General features: G+C 45.3%; 28 protein-coding genes. 6 read left to right on the top strand and 22 right to left on the bottom strand.

Annotation, left to right across the window (positions count from 1 at the left end):
- Nucleotides 1-50: 50 nt before the first annotated feature.
- On the bottom strand, nucleotides 51-1,721 hold the full coding sequence (locus AC5ELV_RS20950) for a ribonuclease J (protein ID WP_493431759.1): 1,671 nt from the start codon (nucleotides 1,719-1,721) through the stop codon (nucleotides 51-53).
- A 193-nt stretch (nucleotides 1,722-1,914) separates the two neighbouring features.
- Here AC5ELV_RS20950 and AC5ELV_RS20945 point away from each other — a divergent pair, with 193 nt between their 5' ends.
- Entirely contained in the window at nucleotides 1,915-2,547 is a 633-nt protein-coding gene (locus AC5ELV_RS20945) for a LysE family transporter (RefSeq protein WP_493431758.1), read from the top strand.
- A 20-nt stretch (nucleotides 2,548-2,567) separates the two neighbouring features.
- Here the strand turns inward: AC5ELV_RS20945 and AC5ELV_RS20940 are convergent, their stop codons facing one another.
- The 4 genes from AC5ELV_RS20940 to AC5ELV_RS20925 form a co-directional block, all read right to left on the bottom strand.
- The gene (locus tag AC5ELV_RS20940; protein ID WP_493431710.1) at nucleotides 2,568-3,908 is read right to left on the bottom strand and encodes an amino acid permease; all 1,341 of its coding nucleotides are present in this window, start codon (nucleotides 3,906-3,908) and stop codon (nucleotides 2,568-2,570) included.
- Between the two features lie 239 nt (nucleotides 3,909-4,147).
- Complete coding sequence (locus tag AC5ELV_RS20935) at nucleotides 4,148-4,447, bottom strand: spore coat protein (RefSeq protein WP_493431709.1); 300 nt, start codon at nucleotides 4,445-4,447, stop codon at nucleotides 4,148-4,150.
- 18 nt (nucleotides 4,448-4,465) lie between these two features.
- A complete protein-coding gene (locus tag AC5ELV_RS20930) occupies nucleotides 4,466-4,651 on the bottom strand; it encodes a hypothetical protein (RefSeq protein ID WP_029515813.1) in 186 nt (61 codons plus the stop codon).
- Between the two features lie 216 nt (nucleotides 4,652-4,867).
- The gene (locus AC5ELV_RS20925) at nucleotides 4,868-5,302 is read right to left on the bottom strand and encodes a hypothetical protein (protein WP_493431708.1); all 435 of its coding nucleotides are present in this window, start codon (nucleotides 5,300-5,302) and stop codon (nucleotides 4,868-4,870) included.
- A gap of 291 nt (nucleotides 5,303-5,593) precedes the next feature.
- Here AC5ELV_RS20925 and AC5ELV_RS20920 point away from each other — a divergent pair, with 291 nt between their 5' ends.
- Nucleotides 5,594-6,058: a MarR family winged helix-turn-helix transcriptional regulator gene (locus tag AC5ELV_RS20920; RefSeq protein ID WP_013369372.1), complete on the top strand. Its 465-nt coding sequence runs from the start codon at nucleotides 5,594-5,596 to the stop codon at nucleotides 6,056-6,058.
- A gap of 175 nt (nucleotides 6,059-6,233) precedes the next feature.
- Here AC5ELV_RS20920 and AC5ELV_RS20915 read toward each other — a convergent pair whose 3' ends face one another.
- The 8 genes from AC5ELV_RS20915 to AC5ELV_RS20880 all read right to left on the bottom strand — a co-directional run bounded on the left by AC5ELV_RS20915 (nucleotide 6,234) and on the right by AC5ELV_RS20880 (nucleotide 16,048).
- Nucleotides 6,234-7,790 (bottom strand): glycoside hydrolase family 32 protein, encoded by a 1,557-nt coding sequence (locus tag AC5ELV_RS20915; RefSeq protein WP_493431707.1) that lies wholly within the window; start codon nucleotides 7,788-7,790, stop codon nucleotides 6,234-6,236.
- A 202-nt stretch (nucleotides 7,791-7,992) separates the two neighbouring features.
- The gene (locus AC5ELV_RS20910; RefSeq protein ID WP_493431706.1) at nucleotides 7,993-9,492 is read right to left on the bottom strand and encodes a glycoside hydrolase family 68 protein; all 1,500 of its coding nucleotides are present in this window, start codon (nucleotides 9,490-9,492) and stop codon (nucleotides 7,993-7,995) included.
- A gap of 641 nt (nucleotides 9,493-10,133) precedes the next feature.
- Nucleotides 10,134-11,648, bottom strand: a complete 1,515-nt coding sequence (locus AC5ELV_RS20905; RefSeq protein ID WP_493431705.1) for an MDR family MFS transporter — start codon at nucleotides 11,646-11,648, stop codon at nucleotides 10,134-10,136.
- A gap of 172 nt (nucleotides 11,649-11,820) precedes the next feature.
- Nucleotides 11,821-13,380, bottom strand: coding sequence for an ABC transporter ATP-binding protein (locus tag AC5ELV_RS20900; RefSeq protein WP_493431704.1), 1,560 nt, complete (start codon nucleotides 13,378-13,380; stop codon nucleotides 11,821-11,823).
- A 60-nt stretch (nucleotides 13,381-13,440) separates the two neighbouring features.
- A complete protein-coding gene (locus AC5ELV_RS20895) occupies nucleotides 13,441-14,028 on the bottom strand; it encodes an ECF transporter S component (protein ID WP_342427979.1) in 588 nt (195 codons plus the stop codon).
- Nucleotides 14,029-14,184: 156 nt separating this feature from the next.
- A complete protein-coding gene (locus tag AC5ELV_RS20890; RefSeq protein WP_342427978.1) occupies nucleotides 14,185-14,943 on the bottom strand; it encodes an energy-coupling factor transporter transmembrane component T family protein in 759 nt (252 codons plus the stop codon).
- Nucleotides 14,927-15,523 carry a GNAT family N-acetyltransferase gene (locus AC5ELV_RS20885; protein ID WP_493431703.1) on the bottom strand — a complete coding sequence of 199 codons (597 nt, stop codon included), beginning with the start codon at nucleotides 15,521-15,523 and terminating at the stop codon, nucleotides 14,927-14,929. Before AC5ELV_RS20885 ends, AC5ELV_RS20890 begins: the two co-directional genes overlap by 17 nt.
- 219 nt (nucleotides 15,524-15,742) lie before the next feature.
- Nucleotides 15,743-16,048, bottom strand: a complete 306-nt coding sequence (locus AC5ELV_RS20880; protein WP_493431702.1) for a hypothetical protein — start codon at nucleotides 16,046-16,048, stop codon at nucleotides 15,743-15,745.
- A 242-nt stretch (nucleotides 16,049-16,290) separates the two neighbouring features.
- On the opposite strand from AC5ELV_RS20880, the gene AC5ELV_RS20875 reads away from it, so the two are divergent.
- Nucleotides 16,291-16,770 carry a GAF domain-containing protein gene (locus AC5ELV_RS20875; protein ID WP_103046971.1) on the top strand — a complete coding sequence of 160 codons (480 nt, stop codon included), beginning with the start codon at nucleotides 16,291-16,293 and terminating at the stop codon, nucleotides 16,768-16,770.
- Between the two features lie 90 nt (nucleotides 16,771-16,860).
- Nucleotides 16,861-17,337: a hypothetical protein gene (locus AC5ELV_RS20870; protein WP_307352408.1), complete on the top strand. Its 477-nt coding sequence runs from the start codon at nucleotides 16,861-16,863 to the stop codon at nucleotides 17,335-17,337.
- Between the two features lie 95 nt (nucleotides 17,338-17,432).
- Here AC5ELV_RS20870 and AC5ELV_RS20865 read toward each other — a convergent pair whose 3' ends face one another.
- Nucleotides 17,433-18,197 (bottom strand): MerR family transcriptional regulator, encoded by a 765-nt coding sequence (locus tag AC5ELV_RS20865; RefSeq protein WP_493431701.1) that lies wholly within the window; start codon nucleotides 18,195-18,197, stop codon nucleotides 17,433-17,435.
- A 261-nt stretch (nucleotides 18,198-18,458) separates the two neighbouring features.
- Complete coding sequence (locus tag AC5ELV_RS20860) at nucleotides 18,459-18,830, bottom strand: MerR family transcriptional regulator (protein ID WP_493431700.1); 372 nt, start codon at nucleotides 18,828-18,830, stop codon at nucleotides 18,459-18,461.
- Nucleotides 18,831-19,295: 465 nt separating this feature from the next.
- On the opposite strand from AC5ELV_RS20860, the gene AC5ELV_RS20855 reads away from it, so the two are divergent.
- Both AC5ELV_RS20855 and AC5ELV_RS20850 read left to right on the top strand, forming a co-directional pair.
- Nucleotides 19,296-19,760 (top strand): AbrB/MazE/SpoVT family DNA-binding domain-containing protein, encoded by a 465-nt coding sequence (locus AC5ELV_RS20855; protein ID WP_493431699.1) that lies wholly within the window; start codon nucleotides 19,296-19,298, stop codon nucleotides 19,758-19,760.
- A gap of 318 nt (nucleotides 19,761-20,078) precedes the next feature.
- Nucleotides 20,079-20,579, top strand: a complete 501-nt coding sequence (locus tag AC5ELV_RS20850; protein ID WP_493431698.1) for a hypothetical protein — start codon at nucleotides 20,079-20,081, stop codon at nucleotides 20,577-20,579.
- 71 nt (nucleotides 20,580-20,650) lie between these two features.
- On the opposite strand, the gene AC5ELV_RS20845 is transcribed toward AC5ELV_RS20850, so the two are convergent.
- The 7 genes from AC5ELV_RS20845 to AC5ELV_RS20815 form a co-directional block, all read right to left on the bottom strand.
- A complete protein-coding gene (locus AC5ELV_RS20845; protein WP_493431697.1) occupies nucleotides 20,651-21,217 on the bottom strand; it encodes an NAD(P)H-dependent oxidoreductase in 567 nt (188 codons plus the stop codon).
- A 384-nt stretch (nucleotides 21,218-21,601) separates the two neighbouring features.
- Nucleotides 21,602-23,020, bottom strand: a complete 1,419-nt coding sequence (locus AC5ELV_RS20840) for an aldehyde dehydrogenase family protein (protein WP_493431696.1) — start codon at nucleotides 23,018-23,020, stop codon at nucleotides 21,602-21,604.
- Nucleotides 23,021-23,062: 42 nt separating this feature from the next.
- Entirely contained in the window at nucleotides 23,063-23,491 is a 429-nt protein-coding gene (locus AC5ELV_RS20835; RefSeq protein WP_493431695.1) for a universal stress protein, read from the bottom strand.
- 27 nt (nucleotides 23,492-23,518) lie between these two features.
- On the bottom strand, nucleotides 23,519-24,730 hold the full coding sequence (locus AC5ELV_RS20830) for an MFS transporter (protein WP_493431694.1): 1,212 nt from the start codon (nucleotides 24,728-24,730) through the stop codon (nucleotides 23,519-23,521).
- A 40-nt stretch (nucleotides 24,731-24,770) separates the two neighbouring features.
- Nucleotides 24,771-25,226, bottom strand: coding sequence for a MerR family transcriptional regulator (locus AC5ELV_RS20825; RefSeq protein ID WP_493431693.1), 456 nt, complete (start codon nucleotides 25,224-25,226; stop codon nucleotides 24,771-24,773).
- A 351-nt stretch (nucleotides 25,227-25,577) separates the two neighbouring features.
- Nucleotides 25,578-25,679: a hypothetical protein gene (locus AC5ELV_RS20820; RefSeq protein WP_014599460.1), complete on the bottom strand. Its 102-nt coding sequence runs from the start codon at nucleotides 25,677-25,679 to the stop codon at nucleotides 25,578-25,580.
- A 113-nt stretch (nucleotides 25,680-25,792) separates the two neighbouring features.
- Nucleotides 25,793-26,377, bottom strand: coding sequence for a TetR/AcrR family transcriptional regulator (locus AC5ELV_RS20815; protein WP_493431757.1), 585 nt, complete (start codon nucleotides 26,375-26,377; stop codon nucleotides 25,793-25,795).
- Nucleotides 26,378-26,383 lie beyond the last annotated feature (6 nt).

Raw genomic sequence — 26,383 nt, 5'->3', positions numbered from 1 at the left:
GTAATCGCGTATTGAACAAGCTCTATCTTGTTTTGACATTTGTCGCTTTTCTATACCTCAATAATGATAGGTAAAATCATGGGTCTTCTCTTGGTCTGGCTGTAAATAAATCGGCCAACATCATCTTTTAACATCTGCTTAATCAGTCCCCACTGACTCATTTCGATTTCTGTTAACTCGTTCACTGTGGACATAATCGTGTCGTGGATCTGACTCATGAGCTCTTCGGAATCCTTAACATATACAAAACCTCTTGAAATGACCTCTGGCGTTGCGAGCATTTGCTTCTCGTTTTTGCTCAACGTCATCACAATAATCAGCATTCCGTCTGAAGAAAGTTTTTTACGATCACGCAGTACAATATTGCCTACGTCACCCGTCACCAGCCCATCAACCAGACTATTGCCGGCTGGTACTTTGGGGCCTAGGGATGCCCTTCCTTCTTCGATTTGAATGGTCTCGCCATTACGGACGATGAATACATTCTCCATAGGAATGCCCACAGACTCTGCTAGCTGACGATGACGATACAGCATTCTAAATTCACCATGTATAGGAATCAAATACTGTGGTTTCATCAGGGTCATCATTAATTTTAACTCTTCCTGGCTACCATGACCGGATACGTGCATCCCCGTAGAGCTGCCTGATCCATAAATAACCTGGGCACCCAGCACATACAAGTTGTCAATGACCTGGGAAAGGTTTCGCTCATTCCCCGGTATGGCTCCCGCAGCAATGATGACCGTATCACCAGGCAAAATTTCGATTTTGGGATGCAGGGAATTGGCTAAACGTGACAATGCGGCCATCGGCTCTCCCTGGCTTCCGGTACATAAAACTGCAATTTCTTCTGCGGGAAACCGCTCTGTTTCCCCCGGCTCAATCAACAAATCCTCAGGCATATGCAAGAAGCCCAGCTCCTTGGCCACCGAAACCACATTTATCATACTGCGTCCGAGTAAAACCAGTTTGCGACCTGTTTCCACAGCCGCGTCAATGACTTGTTGGACACGGTTCACATTAGAAGCGAACGTGGAGATAAATACCTGCTGCTTAGCTCTGGCAAATGCATCTAGAATATGCCCGCCAACCAAACGTTCTGAAGGGGTAAATCCTGGCCTTTCCGCATTTGTACTTTCAGAGAGCAGCACTTTTACCCCCTTCTTTCCTATTTCAGCCATTCGATGAAGATCGGGAAAAGGTCCGCTCACGGGAGACATATCGAATTTGAAATCCCCGGTATGGACCACATTTCCTTCCGGTGTCTGAAAAAAGACACCCAGGCAATCCGGGATACTGTGGACCGTGGTGAAAAAGGATGCCTGAATCTTACCCACATCAATGGTTGAATTCGCATCTATAAGATGAAGCTCGGCATCACGCAAAAGGTTATGTTCCTTTAGCTTAATCTTAATTAATTCGATGGTGAGCTTTGTCCCGAACACGGGGATGTTGATCTGCTTCAGCAGATAGGGAATACCTCCGATGTGGTCCTCATGCCCATGAGTCACAATGAGTGCTCTGACTTTATCCTGATTTTCCAGCAGATAGGTGACATCGGGCACAATGAGGTCAATACCAGGCAAATTTTCATCAGGAAACTTAGAACCACAATCGATTACGACAATATCCTGATCGTATTGGATGAAATACATGTTTTTCCCGATTTCATTCACACCGCCTAAAGCAGCAATGAGTAATCTATTATCAGCATGCATCAATTTTATTTCCTCCTTAGGAAAATGCTATCCATATTATTCATTTTTCACGTAAACTTATGCAAAAAAAGAAATCCTTGTCTTAAAAGACGGGGGTTCTCGCTCACTTTAGGGTCTTACAAATGGGTTTGTCCGAATAAACTAAAATAGACAAATACATAACAGCCAATAAAAAATCAAGGAGGAAAACACCATTAATACATTTATCAGTTATATTTTTCTTGGTCTGTCACTTTCCGCTCCCATTGGACCGATTAATGCCGCACAGTTGGATCGAGGTATTAAGAATGGTTTTTGGCACGCCTGGTTTATTGGGCTTGGTGCAATAACCGCAGATATAATCTATATGCTGCTTGTCTATTTGGGAATGATTCACCTTCTTAATGCCCCGTTTGTTAAAGCTTTTTTATGGTTGTTTGGTTTTTTCGTACTTGTGTATACAGGTATTGAAAGCATCAAAAATGCAGGTGTGATTTCAGAATCTGAATTAAGGGGAAATGGCAATACATTAAGTAACTCATTTATGTCCGGTTTTCTAATGTCATTATTTAATCCCCTCTCCATCCTTTTTTGGCTTGGCATTTACGGATCCATACTGGCCAACGTCGCTAATACATATCCAGTACAACAACTAATGATCTATAGCGGAGCGATTGTATTAGGCGTGTTACTCTGGGATGTGACCATGGCAGCCGCTTCAAGTATTTTCCGGAGATTCCTAAAAGCCGGCTTGCTTAAAACCATCTCTTGGATGTCCGGATTATCTCTTATCGGTTTTGGCTTTTATTTTGGCGTACAAGCATTTCAATTACTTTTTTTACGCTAACGCTTAACTCTCTGACAAAGTTAACGAGATTCCTTGGCGTGCTTTCGGCGAACCCATTGTACAATGAGGTCACATATAGCAATTAACAAGACCAGCAGTAAGCTGATGTACACTCCCGGGCGGCTAAGCTTATGGAAAAAGGCTCCGACCACAGCCATAGCTATCAACAATAATCCAATCCAACGTTTAATATTGTTTGATCTGTTCGATTCCAGTAGCTTACCTGAAGACAGCAAAATAAAGCACCAATTATACAACAGCATTAAACCCGCTGCAGTAGTGATATATTCATATACTTTTCCCGGTAGCAGCAACGACATTACGATGGCTGAGATTAATCCAACGGAGATCAAACTAAGTGCATAAAGAGGATATTTGCCCTTCCACTTCCGTGAAAATAATGTGGGCGCATCTCCTTCCTGTGCAAGCGTAAGCATCATAGATGTCTCTGCATATAGAGATGCTGTCATCGTTGAGAACCCTGCAATAATAAGCACTCCATTAAATAAATGAGGCACAAAAACCAGATGATCGCTGCTGAGCGCAAGCACAAAAGGACTTTCTTTCGGATTAAAGGCACTTAATGGCACCATAGACACAGCCAGACCAATCGAAAGCACATACACTACAACCAGTATAATCAGCATTACTTTTCCTGCTTTAGGTGCATCCTCCGGTTTTTGGAGCCGATTAGACATAATTCCGAGCACTTCAATACCTCCATATGCATAAAAGGCAAAAATAAAAGATGACCATAATCCCATACCGCCGGTAGGGAAAAACTCTTTGTAACTGATGGGGAACTTTGGATTATATTTTCCTCCTCCGATCCAGCCTGCCAAAAGAGCAGTGGCCAAGACCAGAAACATAACAATAGCCGCCATCTTAATGATGGCCAGTACATTTTCAACTCGATCAAAACCCTTATTGCCAAAAAAAACAATCACAAGTCCTAAAAGCCCAAAGCCTGCCGCAAAGATCCACATCGGTACCTGAGGAAACCAAAAGCGTGAGAATATAGATAGCGCGGTTAGTTGACTCCCATTGATAAGCAATTCTGAGAACCAATACACCCATCCACTGCCGAATCCTGCCCAACTTCCAAATGCTTTTTGGGCATAGGAACGGAAAGAACCCTGTTCAGGATGATCTGCCGTCATGCGCGAAAGGGCATCAAACACCACATACGTTCCCACTGCTGCAAAAAAGTATGCAATCAGCACGGCTGGACCACCTATGGAGATCGCTAAGCCAGACCCGAGGAAATATCCTGTACCAATGGTACCTGCAACCCCTAATAAGCTAAGTTGCCACCATTTTAGTTTTTGATCTTTTTGCTTAACAGCTGAAGACTTGCCCATAAATGAAAATCACCCTATTCCTGATATTGAGACCTAGTTCTCCGATATTATGATTGCCTTCTTCACCATATTTCATGTGGACGTCAATTCATTTCGTAATTAGTGATTTCTAGGATTAGTGTGATTATTTATATAATAAAAAGCACCAGCAAACTCGTTTAAGGGTTGCTGATGCTTTTTCTATATAAAATCAGAGACTTCATTTGGGACTAAATAATTCTTTTAGCGTTAATTAATTATCAAAATTTAGACAAAGAAAGGGCCTTATCTGCATTTTGAATATCCATTTGTATTTGCTGATCCGGATCATAAGCGTTATAGTAACCATTGTTTTTCATGTAATTAAAGATTTGTTCATGAAGATTAACCGCTTTGCTCAATTGGTCACAAAGAACATTTCGAACTTCCGAGCTTGTTGACTCTGTTAACGCAAGGGCATAGCTCTTGATTCCGCTTTTAGCTGAAATTAATAAATCAGAAGCAATCACCTGATCGTTCATGGGACTCGTTCCAGTCATATTCTCAATAAAAGAATTCACGTTAATCCTCCTTTAAAATTACACAAGTAGATTTCTAAGCTGTTGAATATCTTGTGTACCACCGTTGACATCCTGCTGCAAAATGTTTTTTAAATTTGTGTCTGATACTAAGGGAATCATGGTTTGGGCTTTTGTGAGGCAAGTTGTTTTAAACGTAAGCAGCTCATGTAATTCCAATTTTTCGTGAACTCCTAATTTTTGCAAGGTCAAGACCTCCTTTCTGAAATGTTATTCCCTGCTGTCATTGCTATTTATGCAAATCCTACAGATTTCAGTTCTGGCGAAAGCTCTAACTGAGTTTTTCTTACACAAAAAAAGCTCCTTCAAAGCCACAATAACCAATGGTCTTATAGGAACTTTTTTCTAATATGAGCTGACAGTGAAGACTCAAATTCTAATCAAGACTTTTAGGACAAAAAATCAAATATGGATACTCCCGGAAAAACCATCCACTTCGTCCTCCGGTTGTTGATCAGAGCTGACGTTGTGCTCCTCCGTTATGTTGTTGTACGTTTGAGAGGAGCCATTTTTATAAGCTTCGCTCCAGTCTTCGTTGATCGTGTGTGCCGGGATAATCCAATCCTCCGGGCTATAACCTGGATTATGTACACCTATATTTCCTTGCAAACCGGGATATTCATCCGGTTTAGAGAAAAGAGTCCCTACCTCAATCATGCTTCCTTCATAGGCTTGGCAAATTTCCAATGCAGACAGCACATCCTGGTTCTCAATATGTACATTGAGACCTGTATCACCGTTCGTGCTGGCAGAGTATCCAATTTCCTTTAATGTTTCACAGGCTTGAGCAGCTTGCTGCGGATCACGAAATTGAAAACGGAAAGACCCCGTATCCATGTGTTTCATCTCCTCTGAAATAGCTTATTTTGTTAATTGGGGTTCATTAGGTTAGGTATGTTCTTTTTTAATATAACCAACCGCAACAGTATTTTTACATTCAAAACCTTTATTTTTCAAAAATTTACTTTAAAGCTTTGAAATTAAATAATTAAAAAAGCAGCTACTGTGACAAATCGCATGTTTTCGCTACGTAAATCCCTTTATGCTAGTAACAAGGGTATGGTTGCCCGGTCATCCGAGCCGAGCGGTCAAAGGATGCCCAAATCCATACATAAAGGCGGAATGAAGATGATAGATTACCGAACATTGGTGACACAGCAATCCATGCATTTGTATAGCGTGTTTGCCAAGTCATTCAAAAGTGTAAACGAACATGCGGTTGCTGGCATCAAAACGGTGGGCTTTAACCCAACGGCCTTCGCCGTGATGGAAGTTTTATATCACAAGGGCGCGCAGCCAATCCAACAAATTGGAGCAAAGCTGCTTCTGCAAAGCGGAAATGTCACTTATGTTATTGACAAGCTGGAAAGCCGCGGTTATTTGCACCGTCACCCGTGCGACCAAGATCGTCGGATTATATATGCAGAATTGACGGACGAGGGACAACGTGTCATGGACGAAATTTATCCTGATTATACACGTCAGATTGAACGTGCCTTTAGCGGAATCAGTGAAACCGAAAGAGATCAACTCATCGGCTTGCTAAAAAAATTGGGTCGCAGCGCTGATAACCTGTCACCTTATCACAAATAGAACGAATAGTAATTTTAGCAACTGATCGTTTGTGAATAAACGAACAATCTTTTAGCTGTGCTAAAAGAAAATTAGATTTATAGCAGAAAAGTCCACCCTTATATTCATGGGTGGACTTTTTATATACCTGAATAGAGCGAAATATGCCCAAGCTTACGAACAGTATAAGTACCTGCTATCGGCTAAAATGGTTGACCACTACATTGTTAAACACAGCCGGACCGCCATCGGAAAAAAGAGTAATTTTCTGATCCTCTAATTGTGGGAATATTAAGGAGGAATAAGCTACTTCTCCATCATCTACAAATACTTCAATGCTGGTTTTATCGACGAGAATGTTCAGGTGGACCCTTTTCTTATTGGCATCAAAAGGCGCCTTGCTCTCTACATATTTTCCACTCTGATCCGGCTGCCCGGTGTTGGCTCTATTTACGTAGGAGTATTGCCCATCCACCGAAACACCGACATCCACATGGCGCTTGCCATCTGCTGACTCTCGAAGCCTCAGTCCCGTATTTTTGATCGTTGACCAAGATACATCCGCCTCTAACTGATAGGTATCGCCTGCTACCGGAAGCGAGTGAACACCGTCTACTTTGATCTGTCCAAATGATTTCGTAGAAGTTTGGAATCGTTCCAAAGTTTTTACTGGCTGTGAAACCAAGCGATATCCAGCATCCGCTGTATGCTTCAACCGAATTTGACGAACAATCGAATCCATTCCATTAAATCCTTCCTTTAGGGTAGGCGTGTTATTGGCATAATCCCAATTATTCATCCAGGCCAGAGCATAACGGTGACTGTATTTATCTTTGTCTTTTCCTTCCTCGAACGTAACTGCACCATACCAGTCAAACCCATAATCCAGCCACTCAGGTTCACTGTGATCAGGGAGAAATGCTTCTCCATTAAAATCTCCCGTCCAGTAGGCATACGTGTTGGGTCCGCCTGTTGATTTGCTATTGGCACTCACGCCTAGAATCCACTGATAGGTTCCATCATCCGCACGCATCCGGTAAAGGTCAGGACATTCCACAAGCCCGATATTTTCCGTTTGAAAGCCACTCGTAAACTGCCAATCCTTTAAATTTTTAGACTTATAAAAGCCAATCTTCGTTCCCTCTGCCATGACCATCATCCATTGATTATGTTGAGTATCTCGGATGATTTTGGGATCTCTAAAGTCCTTCGTACCGGGGTTAGACATCACAGGCTTGTTGCGGTAAGAAGTAAACGTCTTTCCTTTATCCTTACTGTACCACAAAAATTGTTCCTGCTTTCCGCCATCTGCGGAGGGCTGTGTCACAATGGCAACTAGAGTGCCTTTTCCAAAACCCGCGGTATTCTTATCATCGATCACGACCGAACCGGACCAAGGATCTCCATTCGGGTTCGTATATTTGGGAATCGCCACCCCTTCATCTTTCCAATGTACCAGGTCGGTTGATGTGGCATGTCGCCATTCTGTACCGTTCTTTTTGGGATAGTCACGATTATATAAATAGTAATAATGATATTTTCCATCGAAATAAATGGGCCGTTGAGGATCATTCTTCCACTTATCTGGAACGGTAAAATGATAGGATGCCCGGTAGGTTGGCCTCTTCTGTGTTTCTAGACTTTCACTTTTAGCTGGGTGATAAAGGCTCCAGCCGATGGCTATTACTATACTCAGGCCCACGATGACCATGATGGATCGTATCCAAATGCTCTTAGAAGCTATGCTTTTCATCCTGACGATCCTCCCCACTCTCTTTGTCTAGATAGTCTGACGAGTATGCGGGAATGGTCGGTTCCCATCCTCTCATTGCACGATATGTATTGTCCGGTATGGGACGGCTCGGTGAATCAAGGTAACCCTTAATTCACCAAGTTACTCAGAGACGTATGTATCTCAGTCACAGTCCCCGATATCGTCCCACCGGAATACTTACTTATTTCTTTCCATATTCATATGGTGGTTCTTCCTTATCGTCCGTTGGATCAATTGTGATTTGCCCTTGTTCCAGAATTCTGTTCTTCACAACAGAAGTTTTGGTGCCTTTAATGTTCAGCAGGAAGCTTGGCGCAAAAGTAGATTTGTGATCCGGGAACAGTCCACGGTTGGTCATATAGCTGGTTACCACCACGTTATTTCCTTTGCCTTGCGGAATAGCAAAATGAGCATACGTCCAAGTAATATCATCACGATCCAGATTTTGGTGAAGAACGAGACCGGTTCCATTCAAGGGTTTATAAGGCCCTGTCAAAGAAGTCGACACGTAACCCAGCATGTAAATCTCGTCACTTCCAATGGCATCAACGGTAACTTTAGAACCTCTGGTGCTAGTAAACATATACCACAAACCGTTCATTTTGAAAACATTAGCACGCTCAATCTCATCCGTTACCAGATTGGATGCAATTAGCGGGTCCATAACTTTTTTCAACGTATAGTCATTATTTAATTCCACGATTCCCAGAGCACCGTTCGCCACTTCGGCCCCATTTTTTTTAGGACTTTGCAGCAGGTTTTGTAGCTCTTTGGTGAAAAATTCGTTATTTCCGCCATAATACGCAGAATTTTTAAGGGAATCCTCTCCCTGATAACCCGTCTCTGTACCGGTATTTGCTTCAAATATGATATATTTCTTCCCTTGATCTTCAATGTAGTGAGGGTCCCTGAATGTGTGATTATCTAGGCTTACTCCCACGCTTTGCTGAACATTCTGATAAATTTTTCCGTCGCCACCATCGTAAATGGATTTAAGATCCTCTACACCGTCCACTTTTAGAGTTTCGTCACCCGGTTGAGAAAGATTGACTTGGGCTGTAGCCAAGGTTTGCTTACCGTACAATTTGTTTTCCGGCTCATAAGGCTGTCTGCTGGTATAGAATAAACGCACTTCTCCATCCGACGTTAAAGTAGCAGAACCGGACCATTCCTCCGCCTGATTTTTCAGAATCGCATCATTGGCTAGGATTTTATCGTTATCCTTAAATACTCTTCCGGCATTTTTCCAGCCTTCCAGCGAGGTGTTGCCTGCTTTTTGATAGAACAGATAAATAAACGTATCCTCTGCTCTTTTAGGATCGCCTGCCAATCCAAACACAATATTGTACCCCTTGTAATTAGCTATCGTGCCATCAGCATTTTGTAACGGCCAAGTATCCCATACATCCAGATCAATCAGCTTGCCTGACCCGTCGCGGCCTTTGGCCGAAGGAATATTTTTGATGGTAGATGCATCAAAGGATGGAACTTCGAATTTTTCTTTGCCCTGCTGTTTGAAAATATTCAGCATATCATGACGCGTGATTTGAGTAAATCTGCTGTCTTCCTCAAGATCAGCACTGTCTTTTTCCTTCGCAAAAGCTTGAAAGCCGCCCCCTAATAGCAAGGTAGTTGCTACTGTTACGGTAGCTGCTTTTCTGAACAAGTTGTTAAACTTCAAGTACTCCATCTCCTTTATTCTAATTATGCTTTCTAGATTAGAAACCCAACTTTTTGGTTGGTAGGGCCATTTTATATTGTATGTCAAACGATTGATATAGACTAAAAAGCCCTTTTATTTGAGGCTAAGACAGGTTACTCTCTGAATTTAATCCTCATATTTTCCTAGCAATTTTCTGAAAAAATCATGTTTCTTTCTTCAGTATTACATTTGGATAATTTTTTTTCTTGCTTTTTTTGCATATCCAATTTTGATTGGTAGGTTGCTTCATTATCCTTCAAAATCATTCGAAAAAATCATCATAAAAAAAACTTTGCAAACGAATTCAAAAAAACGGTACTTTAGAACCCCTTCATTTCTAGATTAAAATGATAGAGCCATGCGCAATAAGACTATTTTACCATTAATTTACTTATGTAATAATTCACATACATTATTATTTACATAATAAAAAAACACCTCCAGAAATTCATGAGAGGTGTTGTCCAGTTGAACTTGTGTAGCTGTTGGAAGATACGGGTTAAAAAATAGCGGTAGCTTTGGACATCTATTTTCTGCCCGAAGCTACCAGCTATGATCACTAATCATTCTGTTGGCAAGCGCCACATGTAACAAGGAAATGCTCAGCGATTCCTATATTCCTACGCAGTTCCTCTTTGTACCGCCTTTGCTGATTTACTCTCTCCTTCTTCCGTACCCGGCGGACGGTTCCGCAGTCCAAGGACGACAAACCAGCTAATAACTGCAATAACGACCATGATAACGAACAGAGAATGCAGACTGTTTTCCAGTACAGAACGAAGTAATCCGGCAACCTTGTCACTTAGACTCTGTGAAGCATGAGGTGCAAGCAGACCGTTAATATCCTCCTGCGTTACCCCTTGCTGTGTAAGCTGTCCGTCTGCTGTCTGGGCAGCAATGCGATAATTCAGCCATGAACCGAAGGCTGCAACCCCGATCGTTTGTCCCAACGTGCGCAGGAATGTATTCAAAGCTGTAGACGCGCCACGCAACTGGAACCCGACCGAGGACTGGGCAATAATCGTAAACACAGTTATCGAGAAGCCGAATCCCAGTCCATACAACAATGTAGACAGGAACAGCAGCCAGATCGGAGCCGTTTGGCCCATCAAGGTCATGACGAAGGCTCCCAATACAATCAAGGTCAGCCCAATCAAAGAGGTTCGACGCGAGCCCAGCGTCAGCAAAATGCGTCCTCCGATCATAGAGCCAAATAGCCAGCCTATGGACATTGGAGCCAATGCGAGACCAGACGAAGCGGCATCCCCACCGTATACACCTTGAATCCATAGTGGAAGATAGCTAGTCAATCCGATCAGCAGGGTGCTGACTAACAGTGCTGCGGCACAGGAAAAAGCGATATCCCGTATCCGAAATAGCTTTAGTGGCACCATCGGTTCCTGAGCGCGTTTTTCAATAACCAAAAACAGAATCAGGAACACAATGGCTACGGCAGCCAAGGCCAGCAATTCAGGAGAAGCCCAACCGATATACTGCCCGCCCAGTGCCAATACGAGCAAGAGGGCCGTCATCCCGATGGTAAAGGTAACCGCCCCCAGTACGTCGATACGCGCGGTACGCTTGCTTACCTGCTCCCGCAAGTAACGGGCGATGAAGAACATAGCCAGCAATCCAAAGGGAACGTTAAAGCCGAAAATCCACTCCCAGCCAAAATAGGTGACCACATAACCGCCCAAGAGAGGCCCGATCAGGGAAGAAATCCCCCATACGGAGCTGATCATGCCTTGGACTTTGCCACGTTCCTCCATTTTGTAGATATCACCGATGATGGTAAAAGTAACGGGAATGACACCACCCGCTCCAATCCCTTGGATGGCCCGATAGATAATAAGCTGCTCCATACTGCCAGCCAGCATACAAAGCAAAGAACCAAGTACAAACAACGAACAGCCGATTAAAAAAATGGGTTTACGGCCAAACAAATCGCTCAGCTTGCCGAAAATAGGTGTGGTCACAGCCATCGTCAGTAAATATGCCGTAAAAATCCAACTGAGCAAATTCACGCTGCCCAGTTCACTAACAATCGTCGGTCCCGCTGGACCGATAACCGTTCCTTCAATTGCGGCCAAAAAAGTGGCCAATAGAACACCTGTCAGCACGAGCCCGCGCTTCATGGGTTTATCGTCTCCCAAGCAAATCACAAATCCTTTCCTTAAAAAACTGTGTTGTATCTGTGCGGCGAGTCTTTCCTGAATGGATTATAACCCTCACTGCATAATCGTAAACAGGCGGCCTATATAGGCCGCCTGTTTTGTACGATGTATATATATTATTGTCTACATATCGCTAATTTTTGTCAACTGTAATCGTATGATAAGTCTCACTATCTTCCATTTTATAGAGATGACCCTCTTCCATGCACAGAACATCGCTGGCAAAGCTTTCAGCCACCTGCATATCGTGGGTGATGACCAGGAAAGCCGCGCCTTCGGCAGATTGCTCTGTGCACATACGGAGCAGAATATTCGCCCCTTCGTAATCCGTTCCTGCGGTAGGCTCATCCAGAATGTATAGCTTTTTGGGCAAGATAAACTGTGCTGCAACGCTCAAGAGCCTTTTTTCGCCTCCACTTAGCAGGTACGGGGAGGCATCCAGTTTGTGCTCCAGTCTGGCGGCGGCCAGCAAGCGCTGCGCCCGTTCCACATATGCGGCGGGAACCGGCTCCCCGGTCCGTAAACCAAGCTTGGCGCGCACGCTGTACAAGCACTCCTCCCACACCGTTGCAGCTGCAAACTGGTGCTCTGGCTGCTGGAACACATAGCCGATTCCGGCAGCCAGCTGGTGAATGGGCAGCTTCGCCATATCCTGCCCCTCCCACCACATGCACCCCTTCGGTGCAGGGAGTAGGCCCATGAGCAGCTTGCCGAGCGTGGTTTTACCTGAGCCGTTCTCGCCCAGCAGCACGACTCGTTCACCGGGCGCAAGAGCTAGGCTCACGCCCTTTAGCGCTGCCCGTTGACTGCCGGGATAGGTGAAGGTCAATCCCTTCACCTCCAACAACGGCGTCCCAGCGCGGTCAGCCGCCGAGCCGGGCTTCGCGCCCGGCTCACGCGGCACGTCTCCCCTCTCTGCGGAGGAGGGGAGCAGACCCAAGGCGGCCAGCTGCGCACCATGTTCGCGCAGCAGCGTTTCGGGCGGACCCTGCAACTGCACGGTCCCGCCCTTCAAGACGATGATGCGCTGCGCTGCCCGCGCACCATCGTCTATGCGGCCGGACGCGGTAACCACCGTCCTGCCTGCCGCATGGAGCCGCCGACATAACAGGACGAAGTCGCAGACAGCCGGCGGGTCCAACTGCGCAGCTGCGTCGTCGAACACGACCAGCGGCGCTTCCAACGCCAGTACCGCAGCTATCGCAGTGCGTTGGCGCTGGCCTCCCGAGAGGCGGCGCACGAAGGAGCCGCGCTCGTGAGCTAGGCCGACGGCCTCCAGCGCAGCGGCAATGCGCTGCGCTATTTCTGCCGGAGGCACGCGCAGGTTCTCCGGCCCAAACGCAATCTCGTCTTCGACGATTCCCTGCACCAGTTGGGCATCCGGGTCCTGAAGCACGACGCCGACAGTGGTGGCGACAGTAGCCAGATCAGCGGTATCGGGGTCCATCCCGTACACAGTCAGCTCTCCCGTCCGTTCGCCCTCACCGGAACGGGAGAGCCCCCCATGAAGTAGCTGACATAGCGTAGACTTTCCACTTCCGCTGGCTCCGACAATGGCTACATGCTCGCCCACCGCAATGTCCAGCGTCAGACCATCTAAAGATGGCTCCACCTGGTCATCATACCGATAGCCAAAATTCTTCAAGGATACGGCTATTTCACTGTTCAAATTATAATCGCTATGTTCATTCATAACTGAAATATCCTCGATCCCCATTGTTGAAGATATAACCCCATGCATAGCCACTCACGGCTATGCACGTGAAGCGCGTCCTAGTTCAAACCGTTTTAACAGTCCCGTACGATTTAAGGCATCGCCCAGCACTTTCGTCAGCAAACCGCACAGGACAATGCCGCTCAGGATACGAACGACCAGTGCAATCGTCAGCACCTTCCACCCCCAATGCATATAGCCAAACATATTGGCTGCCACAATAAACCACAGCGGAACCATAGCCCCACCGACTAGCATCAGCGAAACAACGTTCCAGCGTCGATACCGCAACAAGGCAAATACCAATTCAGCCGCAATCATATAGCAGACAGCCGCCGCGATAATAGAAGCAATTCCATAGGCAGAGCCCATAAAAGACTGCACTACCGCACCAAATGCATAAGCAATAACCGCCGTACCCGGCTTACGAATAATATAATAGGCCAACAAACCGTATATCATGTACAGCCCGACAATAGCGGAAGTTGCGATAGGCCCTCCCAGACTGTTTAATGTTTTGTTAATGAGCGACAAATACACGGTCATGACGCCGTTCAACGTGGCCAGCATCGCCATGAGTACGATATCCAGCGTTGTAAACTTTGCAAACATACGAGATTCCTTCATATGTATTCTTGACTCCTCTCCCTATCTAATCTATAAGATTGCAGCTCTGATCCTTATACAAGCTGCTACTGTATAAATGTATTCATCTGCAGTCTTATTGTCAACCTAATTATATTTCATAGGTTGACAATAAGAGTAAAAATAAGAGGCTTCACTTTATAAGCTCCACCCTAAAACAGCCGTAGCAACTACAGCAGTCACAGCACATAAGTTGCCTAAACGCCCATTCTTCAGTGTACGAAGATAAGTCCGTTCCGCATAAGCACCGAAACCTTTGCCCTCCATAGCCAGCGCCGTCTGCTGAACCCGTCTTACAGCATTCACCAACACGGCAGCCGCATACCCGCTCCACCATGATAACCGATGGCTCCACCCTCGTGGTGGTTCCTGTCCACGAACACGCCGTGCTGCCATAATGGTTCGCCCTTCTTCTTCCAATAAGGGGAGAAACGTCAGTGCCACTGAAATACCGAATGCAAACCGATAAGGAACACGCAAGCGCAGATTCAATGCCTGCACAAAATCTCGGGGATCGGTCGTCGAGAGATAGATATAAGATGCCAAAAACAACACAAAAATCCGCAACGTTAACGCCCCTGCGATGTCCAGTCCCTCCGCTGTAATCACAATGGGTCCCCATGAAGCCACGGTATGTCCTTCTCGAATCGCTAGGATAGACAGTATAAAATACGGGATGCCTAACCCAATCAGGAATGACATAGCCCGAAGCTGGCGTGCTAAGGTCAAACGTGCGCCCAAGCCAGCCACAGCAATCAGTGCGGCCAAGAGAACTGCTTCCCGCAGCGTCGAATCCCAAACCATCGACAGGAGGCTAAAGCATCCCACCCATATTAGCTTACTTAACGGCCCTAGCCTGTGCAGCGGCGATGAACCGCCGTTATACTGAAACAGCATTTCGTTGTGCCTCCAGTCTGAGCCATTCTTCGTGCAGCAAAGAATACATCATCATATCCTTAAAGCCTGTAGATGTATGCTGTACCTGCCGCAACAGTCCTTCCTGTGTCCAGCCCATCGAGGACAGCAGAGCTTGCGAGCCTGTATTGCGCGGGTCCACTAGCGCTTCGATCCGATTCAACCGAATCGTGTTATACCCGAATGACAGCACCAAGCGAAGCGCCTCAGTCATGTAACCCTGTCGCCAATAAGGCTTGGCTATCTCATAACCAATCTCGGCTTTATAAGCTCCCTCCGTCTGCCAATAATTAAAACCACAGCTCCCAATCAGCTTCCCGTTCTCCTTCAGTTCTATTCCCCAGCGCAGCGCATCCTCCGTCTTCGCCAGCTCATTCAACAGCTCAATCATATCCTCTGCATCCTCACGCCCTGACATACCAGAAAGGTTCATATAACGGTGAACCTCCGGGTCAGACCAGCAGGCGAACATCGTAGCCGCATCCCCGCTTTCCATCCTTCGCAGCCGAAGACGCGGACTTTCCAGCAGTGGTATATGCCCCTTACATGCATATGCACACATGTTCAATCATCCTTCCAGCATTAAAATGACAATAAATATACGCTACATTTAAGCATACACCTTCAACAAACACAACCTTATTTAAAGCTGAGAAGCTTATATATAGAAGATGCCCTTCTGTTCCTAGGATTAGGAATTAGAAGGGCATCTTCTATTTTATAAGAGATTAAACCGTTTGAGAGCGTGTCTTCCGAATCAAAATATTGAGCATCTAAGCCTTTAAGAAGAGACACGGGTAGTGGTGCGTGTCGTTTTCTTCACAACATCCTTGTACAGTACGCCCAGCATCGACTGAATTTCCTGTAATTCATCGATCCCTGCACCGGTAATGCTGTACATATCATCATGCGGTGTCAGAAAGTTTTCCTGCGTCAGGTTTTCAAGCTCCTGCTTGACCTCACGTTCTCCTACACGGTAACCGCGCTCTTCCAACACAGGTTGAATATCTCTTATCGTGAGATCGTTCTGATGTGCATAAGAAAGCATCTGTATACGGATAAACAAGTTCTGAACATCTGCATGCATAATTGTAACTCCTCCCTGGCCTAGGCCAACCATGTTACACTGTTTTTACCCATAGAGGATAAGCTGGAAACAGATGAGGGCAACCCTTGCTGGATTAGTGATTTTCCACTTGACTGAATATATACAATCGTTATATCTTAAATTAATTAACCAATGGTAAAAGCGAATTGCATAATTACCTATTTTTGACGATATATACAACAGTTAATGTAAAAATTTAATGTTAGGAGCGTGAACTCTACATGTTTCAAACTATACCTTACGAGGGCACACGTCATGAACAATTCGAATCGGTTCTCGGACAACTCCGGGCACTTATTCATGATGAATCCAATACCATTGCCAATCTGGCGAATGCTTCAGCATTACTTGGTCATTTCCTTCCAGATATTAACTGGAGTGGTTTCTATCTTTATGATGGCACTGAGCTTGTACTTGGTCCTTTCCAGGGCTTACCTGCATGTATACGGATTCCATTGGGACGTGGCGTATGCGGTACCGCAGCAGCAGAACAACGAACGCTTGTTATAGATGATGTACATGCGTTTCCAGGACATATTGCCTGTGACGCTGCTTCCAATAGTGAAATCGTTATTCCCCTTGTCAAGAATGGGGAGCTGATTGGAGTGCTGGACATTGACAGCCCACTAAAAGGTCGCTTTGATCACGAAGATCGTGTATTCCTAGAGGAATTTACGGCTATTCTGGTAGCCAGCCTATAACCAAAAATAGCGCATATATATCGTCTTCCTTCGCCACAATATAGGAGGGTCTGAAACCCAAAACTATCCGGCGAAGGAGATTGATGATCAATGTTCAACAACATGGCTCCACAACAACAACTTCATCAATGTGAACAAATTATTCAGCAATTGGCACAACAAACACAGCAAGGAACCGCCATGTATCAGCAGTTGCTGCAACAAGAGCAACAAAATGCATCCAGCCTTGAAAACCTGGTGCAACGTGAACGTAATGCAGCTCAAATGATCCAAACCGCAATCCAGGACCACCAAAAAGCTATGCAACAATACCAACAAGTGATTCAACTGTGTAGTCAGCTGGAAAACACCATCCGCTCGAGCAGCCAAATGACTCAGCCCGGATTTGGCGATAATTATGCTTCCCGTAGTATGCAACCATCCACCTTTAGTGCAGGAAGCCACATGAATCACAGCTTTCCGCAACATATGGGGACGACCGGACAGCATTTTGCAGGCAGTGGTAACATGCAGCAGTTCGGAAACAGCAGTCAGCAAGGCATGAGAACAGTACCAAGCAGCATGTAAGCTGTTTTACACAAAAAAGGGTGAACAGCAGGCCGTCAAATCGGCTTGTTGTTCACCTCTTTTTCATATCACTTAAGCCCTTTCATCAGCTGGTGCTAGTTTAATTCCCGTTCGGCCAGCACCTTCATTCCGTCTCGCAAATACTCAGCCAGCCCGGGGCGGTAGCCTTCATACATTTTATTGAAATCCTCATGCTCGACATACAAGTCTCCCAGCCCGCTATAAATTTCTGCGGTAGGAGTATAGAATCGGCTTACCCATTGAAGATGACGACGGATTAGCGCCTGTACTTCTTCACTGTTATGCTTCAATCCTTTATTCATGGCTTCAGCCAGCCGCCGATGAATCTGGTCAGCCTCTGCCTGCGAATCCAAATAATCCTCTTTGCTCCAGTTCTTCGTCGCCGTCTTGCTCTCCTGAATTGTTTCCTGAGCCTCTTGACCATAACGGTCTGTCAAATCACGTTCATACATTTCCTGCTTTTCCGAGTTAAACCCTTGGTACATTTGCTCTGGTTTCATTGCTTGTTCCCCTTTCAAATGAGCCACCGTTTCGTCGATGGTTTGTAGGAGAGTATGCAAGCGGAAGACTTTGGACTCGACCTTGGCTCGATGCTCTTGCAAAACCTCGGCCTTTTGTTCCTTGGTTTGCTCCAGCACATTTCCAATTTCAGATAAAGGCAAATCCAGTTCCCTATATACCATGATTTGCTGAAGCCTCAACAGTTGTTCCTGTTCGTAATAGCGATATCCATTATTCCCAATATGATGCGGTTTCAGCAATCCTATTTCATCATAATAATGCAAGGTTCGTACGCTGATTCCCGACAGATTAGATACTTCCTTCACCGTATAAGCCATTCCGCTTCACCTCCCTTGCTTGACAGTCTACAGTCTCACGTGGCGTGAGAGTCAACGCCCCCACTTTCCCACCTTGGTACTACACTTTTACCCTATAAGCGCATTGTGAACCGCTCATTTGCCAACCATTTTTCATACTTGCGACCTACAATCGGCATCTTTAGATAACTATGTAAAAAAGCCCTCCAGCGTATTTTCAAATATGCCGGGGGCTCCATATATTCGATTTGACTTAACCACTATTTACAGATCAAACGATACCTAGGAGAGGCTTTTCCCCATAACCACATGATCGTAAAAAGCTATCTTTTGAATAATTTTCTCCAAATTGTGCTGTGTTTGTGCCACATGTTCTTCCACTTTCTTTTTGTGGGCTACAAGGAAATCTCTTCTCTCTTGGATTGTGGCTTCTCCTTTTACATTTAGCTCAAGGTACGCCTTAATTTCTTCAATAGTCATCCCTGTATCTTTCATAGCCATAAGGAACCTAATCCAATCGATTTGTTTTTCGGTATATACCCTTCTTCCACCTTCATCTCGACCGACATCAGGTAATATGCCTTCTTTTTCATAATAACGAAGGGTGGATGCGGGCAATCCGCTCTTGATTTGAACTTCTTTAATGGAGTACATGGTTATTCCCCTCCTCGTTCTTTTATTTTCTCTTCAAGTCAGCTTTAACGATAAGTATAAGTTTTCATAGTAAAGAGTGCAAAATTAAGATTCCTATTGCCTTTGCACCGCCTTATACTGCGTCCAATCGTACACACCAAACGCTACCTCATACAGCATGGGAATCGATTGCCACCACAGCTTGCTTATTCTTCTTCCAAAACTGAAATATTTTCATATGTAATTCACAGCTCCTTATCCCGTATTACTAAAAATTTCATTGCCGATTAGAATATTCTTTATGAATATATATCGCAAATTTTTTATAATTTCCTCAACTCGTTTCTCCCAATAACTAAACATATTTTGGTAATTACTTGTATACTTTTCAACAGTTTACTAAATATATGCGATTGCTTCTCTAAGCCTATTCTTTTTTATCATAACTATTTAGTATTATAAGGATATAAAAAAGGAGGTTATCATTTGAAAAGTACAGGTATGACACGTCCCCTAGATGCGTTAGGCCGTATCGTTATTCCCAAAGAAATGCGAATTTCCATGGATTATAATGTGGGTGATCCTGTTGAGATTTTTGCAGATGAGGAAACCGGTATTCTCGCCTTTCGAAAATATACTGGGGTGACGTGTAAAATGTGTGGTTCAACAGAACAATTAACTTATTTTAGAGACAGCTTTATTTGCGGGGAATGTATTGAAAGCTTAAAGAAGGGGATAAATTTCAGCCCTATCCTAAGACCAGCCAAATCAGCTTTATCCAACTCACAACGATCTATTAAAGAGCCCAAACGTCTGCGGCGATCGACACAACAGATGATCGAAAGTCTAAAAGAATTAATGCAAAAACACCCCAATGCAGCACAGCACGAATATGCCAAAATACTTGAGGTTTCCCAAGCCCGTATATCCCAGCTCAAAAAAATGCTCTAACTACAGCTTGATACCCTACATAGATATACACCAGAGATTTCATCATGTGCAGCTACTTTTGAACCGTGATACGCAGCATCATAGCTAACCGACAAAACGCATGAACGTCCATGCGAAAATTCCAAACCAGGTATAAAGACCCACTGAATGACTTACAAGCGAAAAACGCCTATAAGCAGAAGGCTGTGCTACATTTAATAATGGTTCCTGAATTAAAAAATGACCTTCTTTAATTAGAGAAGGTCATTTCATTATATCTTCTCCTCATAAAAAAATAGTATTCGTTTTATAGAAAGAGAAAGGATGTGTGAATCTGATATGAACAAACCTGCTCAAATTATTTCTATTCTTATACTTTCCGTAAGTGTAAGTGTGTTAGCTGGTTGTGGAAAGCAGGAAACAACAGATACATCTATCAATGCTGTACCAACCACAGAAACGGTAGTAAAAGAAGGAACAGATCAATCTGCCGGCCTGCAAAGTTTAGATGAGATCAAATGGAGTGATGTTAAAGACCCTCTAATTGAGCATGCCATGATAACAAAACTCAAAGTAGCCGTAGCTGCCTTCGTGTCAAAAGATTTGGATCAATTCCATGCTGCGCTCGGTCCAGACGTTGGAACAGGTCACGATTACCTCTTTGATCATCCGGTGAAGTTTACTGGTATTGCCGAAGCTGTAAAAGAAAATAACCGGATATTGATACCTGTTGTAGGGGAACGGCTGACTAATGAAGAAGGATATCCACCCGATATACGATATACCTTCTATTTAGAAAAAGATAAAGATGGTGCATGGCAAATTGTTTCAATTGATTAATTAAATTCTCTAGATGCATTATCTCGATTTCATCCGTGATGCTATGTCTTCTTCCCCTCTACCTATTTTCATTACGCTTTACTGGCCATATCTGCAATTTGACGAAGCCACGCCTTGCGTGTGTCCTCATCGGATTGTGGTACTGATTCGAAGAATAGATGATACATGACGTCAAGTCCGCAATATTCAAATATGCCTTTGTCGGATGTCAAGCGAAGGGCTTGATCCATGCCAATGCTGGCATACTCCTCATGGGATTTTCCTTGCGTATTGAGGATAATCGCTTTCTTCCCCTTGAGTAGTCCCATCTGCACTCCATTTACATATTTATAAGCAAATCCGTAAGAGAATACTCGGTCTATATACCCTTTCATAATGGCTGGCATCCCTGTCCACCAAATCGGATAAATAAAGGTGATCACTTCTGCCCATTGCAAATACTCCTGCTCCCGTACAACATCTTCTCCAATGCCTCCAATGACCTCACTGCTGCTAACCACAGGATGAAAGTGGATTGCATACAGATCACGAACAACCACATCATGTCCTTTTTGCTTTAGCCCCTCGACTGCTGTGGTCAAAATTGCATGATTAAAGCTTCCCTCAGATGGATGTGCGTAAATAATAAGATGTTTCATGGTTTCCCCTCCGTTAATAAATAATATTAGTGATTGATCAATTACTTAACTTCATACTACCCTAACCAACTGAATATTCATAAACCAATAATCTCAATAAAGATACCCACGATGAACTTGAGTTAAGTCCTACTCATGGATGTCACCTCCTTTGCTTGTTAATCAATTAGTGATTGATCAATCACTAATTGATTGGCCTCAGTATAGTATATTCCTTTTTACTTTGCAAGTGGTTTGGTTCAGCTTGATTAAAAAGACTGTAAAAGATTTGATCAATTAGCGCTGTTATTATCGCGCACAAGGTGATGAAAAAAGCCCATCTCATGAGCAGACATACGCAAAACGTATGATCTATGTTCATCAAATAGGCTTTTATATAACTACTTACCGCTTAATAACGATCAGCTTTGTTTCCAGCATTTCTTCCATGGCATACTTTATACCTTCACGTCCGGTACCGCTTTGCTTCACACCACCATACGGCATATGGTCGACACGGAAGCTTGGAATGTCATTGATCACCACGCCGCCAACCTCAAGCTTGTCCGCTGCATCCAGCGCGGTCGTGATATTACGTGTGTAAATTCCCGCCTGCAGGCCATAAATCGAATTATTCACATGGTTTACGGCTTCATCTATAGAGCCGACAGAATGAATCAGCACAAGCGGAGCAAACACTTCACGACAGGACACCTTGGAAGTCGGGTCCACATTAAGCAAAACGGTCGGCTCCAAAATACCTCCCTTGGCTTGACCCCCCAGTGCGATCCTCGCACCTGCTTGAACCGCTTCTTCCAGCCACTCGCGGACACGTCGGACATCCTTGGCTGAAATAAGCGCGGATACGTCCGTGTCCGGCTCTAGCGGATCTCCAATTTTTAAACGTTGAGTTGCTTCTATAAATCGGGTTACAAAGGTATCATATAGTTCATCAACAACGTAAATACGCTGAACTGAGATACATACCTGCCCCTGATTGGCAAAGGCTCCACTCACACAACGGTCGATGATCGCGTCCACATCCGTATCACGGTCGATAATAACGGCCGCGTTGGAACCCAGTTCCAGCGTGACCCGCTTCAAGCCAGCCTTGGAGCGAATTTCTGTACCGACCGCCGGGCTACCGGTAAAAGTGATATAGCTGACGCGCGGATCAGTGACAAGTACGTCGCCAATGGTTTTACCATCGCCGCTAATCACGTTAAGAGCGCCCGCAGGCAATCCAGCCTGCTCCAGCAGCTCTGCGATCAGGTAAGCCGACAACGGCGTCTGCTCCGCAGGCTTCAATACGACCGTATTGCCTGCTGCCAGCGCGGGACCCACTTTATGAGCGACCAGGTTCATCGGGAAGTTAAATGGTGTGATAGCTCCTACTACCCCTACAGGTTCTTTGAGCGTGTAGGCCATACGACCCTCGCCGCCCGGTGCGGCATCCAGCGGAATGGTTTCACCTTGAATCCGTTTGGCTTCTTCAGCTGCGAACTTGTAGGTTTGCACCGTCCGGTCAACCTCCGCCAGCGCAGCCTTCCATGGTTTGGATGCTTCACGTGCAATGATGCGCGCTGCATCCTCACGCCGCTCTTCCAGCAGGTCAGCCAGTTTCTCCAAAATGGCTGACCGCTGGTGCGCTGGCATGGCCCGCATCTCCGAGCGTGCATCAGAGGCCGCCTGAATAGCAGCCTTGGCATCTTCTGGCGTGGCCTCTGCCACCTCAGCAATGATTTCACCGGAATACGGTGATTTCAACGTCGTGTACGATGAAGCTGCTTTCCATTCTCCACCGATAAATAAATGCTGCTGCATGCTTTTTCCTCCTTCTTTTGACATCAACGTTCCTTTTACCATCTATTTTACCGTCAGCACCGGACAAGGTGCATGCTGAATCACATGATGGCTCACGCTGCCCAGTATCATTTCAGAAACAAGTCCTTTGCCCCGCGTTCCCATAATGATCAAATCCGTCTTTTCCTGCTTTGCACTTTCGCAAATGACACTCGCCGGATCACCGTGACCCGCCAGCATACGGTATGAAATACCCTCGTCCTTCAAATAGTCGGATGCAGGTTCCAAAATATGACGACCTTCCTCTTCGATTCGCTCATCCACATCAACCCCAACCGGGGGCTCATTCATGGATAAAGCCGGGTTTACATGCAATACAGTCAGATGCGGATTCCCCTGAAGCTGCTTAGACAACGTTTTGGCTGTCTCCAACGCCTTCATAGCGTGTTCCGAACCATCAATCGCGACTAGAATATGTTTGTATTCGCTCATACTCTTTTCCTCCTCAGAAATTCGATCTTAGTGTGCATCCACCTGAATATCCTGAATATGTCGACGACGTACGACCAGCACAGCTACACCAATCAGTACCATCAATGCTCCAAAATAAAACGGGGTTTCTGCTGAGTACCACTCTGACAGCTTCCCTGCAAGCCACGGCGAAATTGCCCCGCCCAAAAACCGCATGAAGCTGTAGGCCGCAGATGCTGTCGAACGCTCCACTGGAGCAGCCTGCATAACTGCAGTGGTAATCAATGTATTGTTAATCCCCAGAAAAATACCAGCTACAATGACGGCGACAATGACAGTCGTTGGTGAACCAGCTACCGTCCCAATCGCCATAACACCTAAATCAATAGCAAACAGCGTCAGCATGATACTAATGGAAGATACCACGCTCAAGCGTGCTTGAATCTTCGGTGCTACAAACACCGAGGTAAAGGCCAGCATAATTCCCCAGCCAAAGAACACATAACCTAAACCATGCTCGTCCAGATGCATTACATATGGAGAATACGCCATCAACGTAAAAAATCCAAAGTTATATAACAACGCTACAATGCCGAGTGTGAGCAAGGCAGGATAACTGAGCGCTTTGAACGGATCGGCAATGGAACCGCGCTTTTTGGGCTTTGGAATCGAAGGCAACATAAATGTAATGAACAAAAATCCCACTACCATCAGTCCGGCTACACCGAAAAACGGACCACGCCAAGAAATGGAACCTAACTCACCACCCAGCAGCGGACCCACTGAAATTCCGAGGCCCAATGCCGCTTCATACAAAATAATTGCTTTAGCTGTTCCAGACGTGGACAGACCTACAATCGCAGACAAAGCTGTTGCGATAAACAAAGCGTTTCCCAGACCCCAGCCTGCCCGGTAGCCCACAATTCCGCCAACGGTATTGGCCGTGCCGCCCAGTCCGGCAAACACAACAATAAATAGAATCCCTGTTAGTAGTGTCCATTTGACACCCAATCGACTAGATACAACGCCTGTAATCAGCATCGCAACACCTGTTACCAGATTATAGCTGGTGAACAGCAATGATACTTGGCTTTTCGTAGCATGCAGCTGATCGGCAATGGCCGGAAGAATCGGATCGACCAATCCCAGACCCATAAATGAAATAACACAAGCAAAGGCGACCGCCCATACCGCTTTCGGTTGAGACAGTAAGCCTGAGCGTTCCTTTAACTCTTCAGGTAATGCATGTTGTGAACTCATATTATGATGTTACCTCCACATCTGAATGTAAATGTTCTTGTTATGACGGGTCGTGATCAAGTTCCTCATCCAGAAGAACCTTGCGTTCACGCACCCTAACCCGTAACTCCTCCAACTCAGTCTGGAGCATACGGATGCTGTTGATTTTTCCCTCCATTAATTCCAACTGTTCGTTCAATGTACTTTCCATATCCTCCAACATGGCCTGTCGCTCATTCGGTTGCAAATGCTCCGTTCGCTCGCGATATTCCTCCCGCTGACCCTTGAGCATTTCCGCTGCGGACATGTAACGCTGAAGCTCTTGCAAGGAGAACCCAAGTACTTCCTTGGCACTGACTATTTTTTTTAGTAAATCCACATCCTCCTGCGTATACAGGCGCATATTCCCTTCACTACGCTGCGGAGAGGGCAATAAGCCGATTTCCTCATAATAACGAATGGTTCGCTTCGTCAGACCACTTTGCTTGGCGACCTCATCAATTTTATACGTAACCATGACACCCACCTTATGAAAAAGATTATATATAAATACTACGCCTCTATAACGTTAACGTCAACGTAAACTTTTATATGAAAAAGGAACCGCCTCTATTGGAGACGGTTCCTGTTTTGACTAGCACGGTCATAGACCCGAAGCATCGGCGCTCAAGCCCATGAATATAGCTTTAGATGAAAATGGTACGTGTGATGATAACCAGCAAAATGAAGAGTACCAGAATAACACCAGTGGAAGTAAACATGTTGTAGCCGCCACCACCGCAACCTCTTTCTACTTCACCCATCTTAAGTTCCTCCTCCCTCTGTCGATTACAACAAATCGCCCGAAATCAGATTCATAAGCTACGAATTAGATAACGAATGCTTTGGAGATAATAACGAGCAGAATGAAAAGTACCAGAATCGCTCCTGTGGATGTAAAAGCTCCATAACCAGCGCCTACTCCAGACATGCTGATTCCTCCCTTCATGGTTTACAAGAGCATCTTATGCTTATGCCATCATTCATGATAGGGACAAATGCCGCGCCTGCCGCCCAAATCTAGGTTGGGGTTGTATAGTCCTGTTATTCTTCGGACCCGAGCATGCCGTGATACAGGAGATTTCGTGCCTGCTTGGCAAGCACAGACGGACTTTCACGTCCAGGTAGCAATTTCGTTAACGTCAGCCGTTCAATCAAGCCGATCACGCATTCTGCTATCAGTTCAGGGTCCAGTTCCTCACGGCACGAGCCCCATCGTTGCGCCGCCAGCAGATGCTTTTTGATATGCTCGGCCATTTCTGCCTTAATGCGCACCGAGTCTGCCGCCTGGTAAAATCCGACACGGGTGATCGCCGGATTATTAGACAACACGCGAAAAATAGCTTCCAGAAACACTTGTCCCCGCCTCAAAATTTCAGCCTCGCTTAGGTCCGGGCCTATCTTCATGCTTTGTACCGTATCATTCACCAAAGTACGGAAGCTCTCCACAAGCTCCTCGTACATCTGTTCCTTGCTTTCAAAATGAATATAAAAATCCGGTTGCGTCAATCCTGCACGTGCCGCGATCGAACTTACCTTTGTCTGATAAAAACCCGTCTGAGCGAACTCTTCAGCCCCTGCTTCCAGTAACAACCGTCGACTCTCCCGACTTCTGACTCCTGCTCTCATCACGGT

The organism is Paenibacillus sp. NMA1017, from assembly GCF_058895805.1.
The sequence above is the reverse complement of the archived record's forward strand: the minus strand, read 5'-3'. Positions and strand labels throughout refer to the sequence as shown.

Bases quoted from the DNA above. Each gene is read 5' to 3' on its own strand.
- AC5ELV_RS20825 (WP_493431693.1), bottom strand. From the start codon at position 25,226: ATGGTTACGTATAAAATTGATGAGGTCGCCAAGCAAAGTGGTCTGACG.
- AC5ELV_RS20885 (WP_493431703.1), bottom strand. From the start codon at position 15,523: ATGTGTGCATATGCATGTAAGGGGCATATACCACTGCTGGAAAGTCCG.
- AC5ELV_RS20830 (WP_493431694.1), bottom strand. From the start codon at position 24,730: ATGAGTTCACAACATGCATTACCTGAAGAGTTAAAGGAACGCTCAGGC.
- AC5ELV_RS20815 (WP_493431757.1), bottom strand. From the start codon at position 26,377: ATGAGAGCAGGAGTCAGAAGTCGGGAGAGTCGACGGTTGTTACTGGAA.
- AC5ELV_RS20895 (WP_342427979.1), bottom strand. From the start codon at position 14,028: ATGAAGGAATCTCGTATGTTTGCAAAGTTTACAACGCTGGATATCGTA.
- AC5ELV_RS20900 (WP_493431704.1), bottom strand. From the start codon at position 13,380: ATGAATGAACATAGCGATTATAATTTGAACAGTGAAATAGCCGTATCC.
- AC5ELV_RS20950 (WP_493431759.1), bottom strand. From the start codon at position 1,721: ATGCATGCTGATAATAGATTACTCATTGCTGCTTTAGGCGGTGTGAAT.
- AC5ELV_RS20925 (WP_493431708.1), bottom strand. From the start codon at position 5,302: ATGGATACGGGGTCTTTCCGTTTTCAATTTCGTGATCCGCAGCAAGCT.
- AC5ELV_RS20905 (WP_493431705.1), bottom strand. From the start codon at position 11,648: ATGAAGCGCGGGCTCGTGCTGACAGGTGTTCTATTGGCCACTTTTTTG.
- AC5ELV_RS20870 (WP_307352408.1), top strand. From the start codon at position 16,861: ATGTTCAACAACATGGCTCCACAACAACAACTTCATCAATGTGAACAA.
- AC5ELV_RS20840 (WP_493431696.1), bottom strand. From the start codon at position 23,020: ATGCAGCAGCATTTATTTATCGGTGGAGAATGGAAAGCAGCTTCATCG.
- AC5ELV_RS20845 (WP_493431697.1), bottom strand. From the start codon at position 21,217: ATGAAACATCTTATTATTTACGCACATCCATCTGAGGGAAGCTTTAAT.
- AC5ELV_RS20880 (WP_493431702.1), bottom strand. From the start codon at position 16,048: ATGCATGCAGATGTTCAGAACTTGTTTATCCGTATACAGATGCTTTCT.
- AC5ELV_RS20890 (WP_342427978.1), bottom strand. From the start codon at position 14,943: ATGCTGTTTCAGTATAACGGCGGTTCATCGCCGCTGCACAGGCTAGGG.
- AC5ELV_RS20865 (WP_493431701.1), bottom strand. From the start codon at position 18,197: ATGGCTTATACGGTGAAGGAAGTATCTAATCTGTCGGGAATCAGCGTA.
- AC5ELV_RS20875 (WP_103046971.1), top strand. From the start codon at position 16,291: ATGTTTCAAACTATACCTTACGAGGGCACACGTCATGAACAATTCGAA.
- AC5ELV_RS20850 (WP_493431698.1), top strand. From the start codon at position 20,079: ATGAACAAACCTGCTCAAATTATTTCTATTCTTATACTTTCCGTAAGT.
- AC5ELV_RS20835 (WP_493431695.1), bottom strand. From the start codon at position 23,491: ATGAGCGAATACAAACATATTCTAGTCGCGATTGATGGTTCGGAACAC.
- AC5ELV_RS20940 (WP_493431710.1), bottom strand. From the start codon at position 3,908: ATGGGCAAGTCTTCAGCTGTTAAGCAAAAAGATCAAAAACTAAAATGG.
- AC5ELV_RS20820 (WP_014599460.1), bottom strand. From the start codon at position 25,679: ATGTCTGGAGTAGGCGCTGGTTATGGAGCTTTTACATCCACAGGAGCG.
- AC5ELV_RS20915 (WP_493431707.1), bottom strand. From the start codon at position 7,790: ATGAAAAGCATAGCTTCTAAGAGCATTTGGATACGATCCATCATGGTC.
- AC5ELV_RS20860 (WP_493431700.1), bottom strand. From the start codon at position 18,830: ATGTACTCCATTAAAGAAGTTCAAATCAAGAGCGGATTGCCCGCATCC.
- AC5ELV_RS20920 (WP_013369372.1), top strand. From the start codon at position 5,594: ATGATAGATTACCGAACATTGGTGACACAGCAATCCATGCATTTGTAT.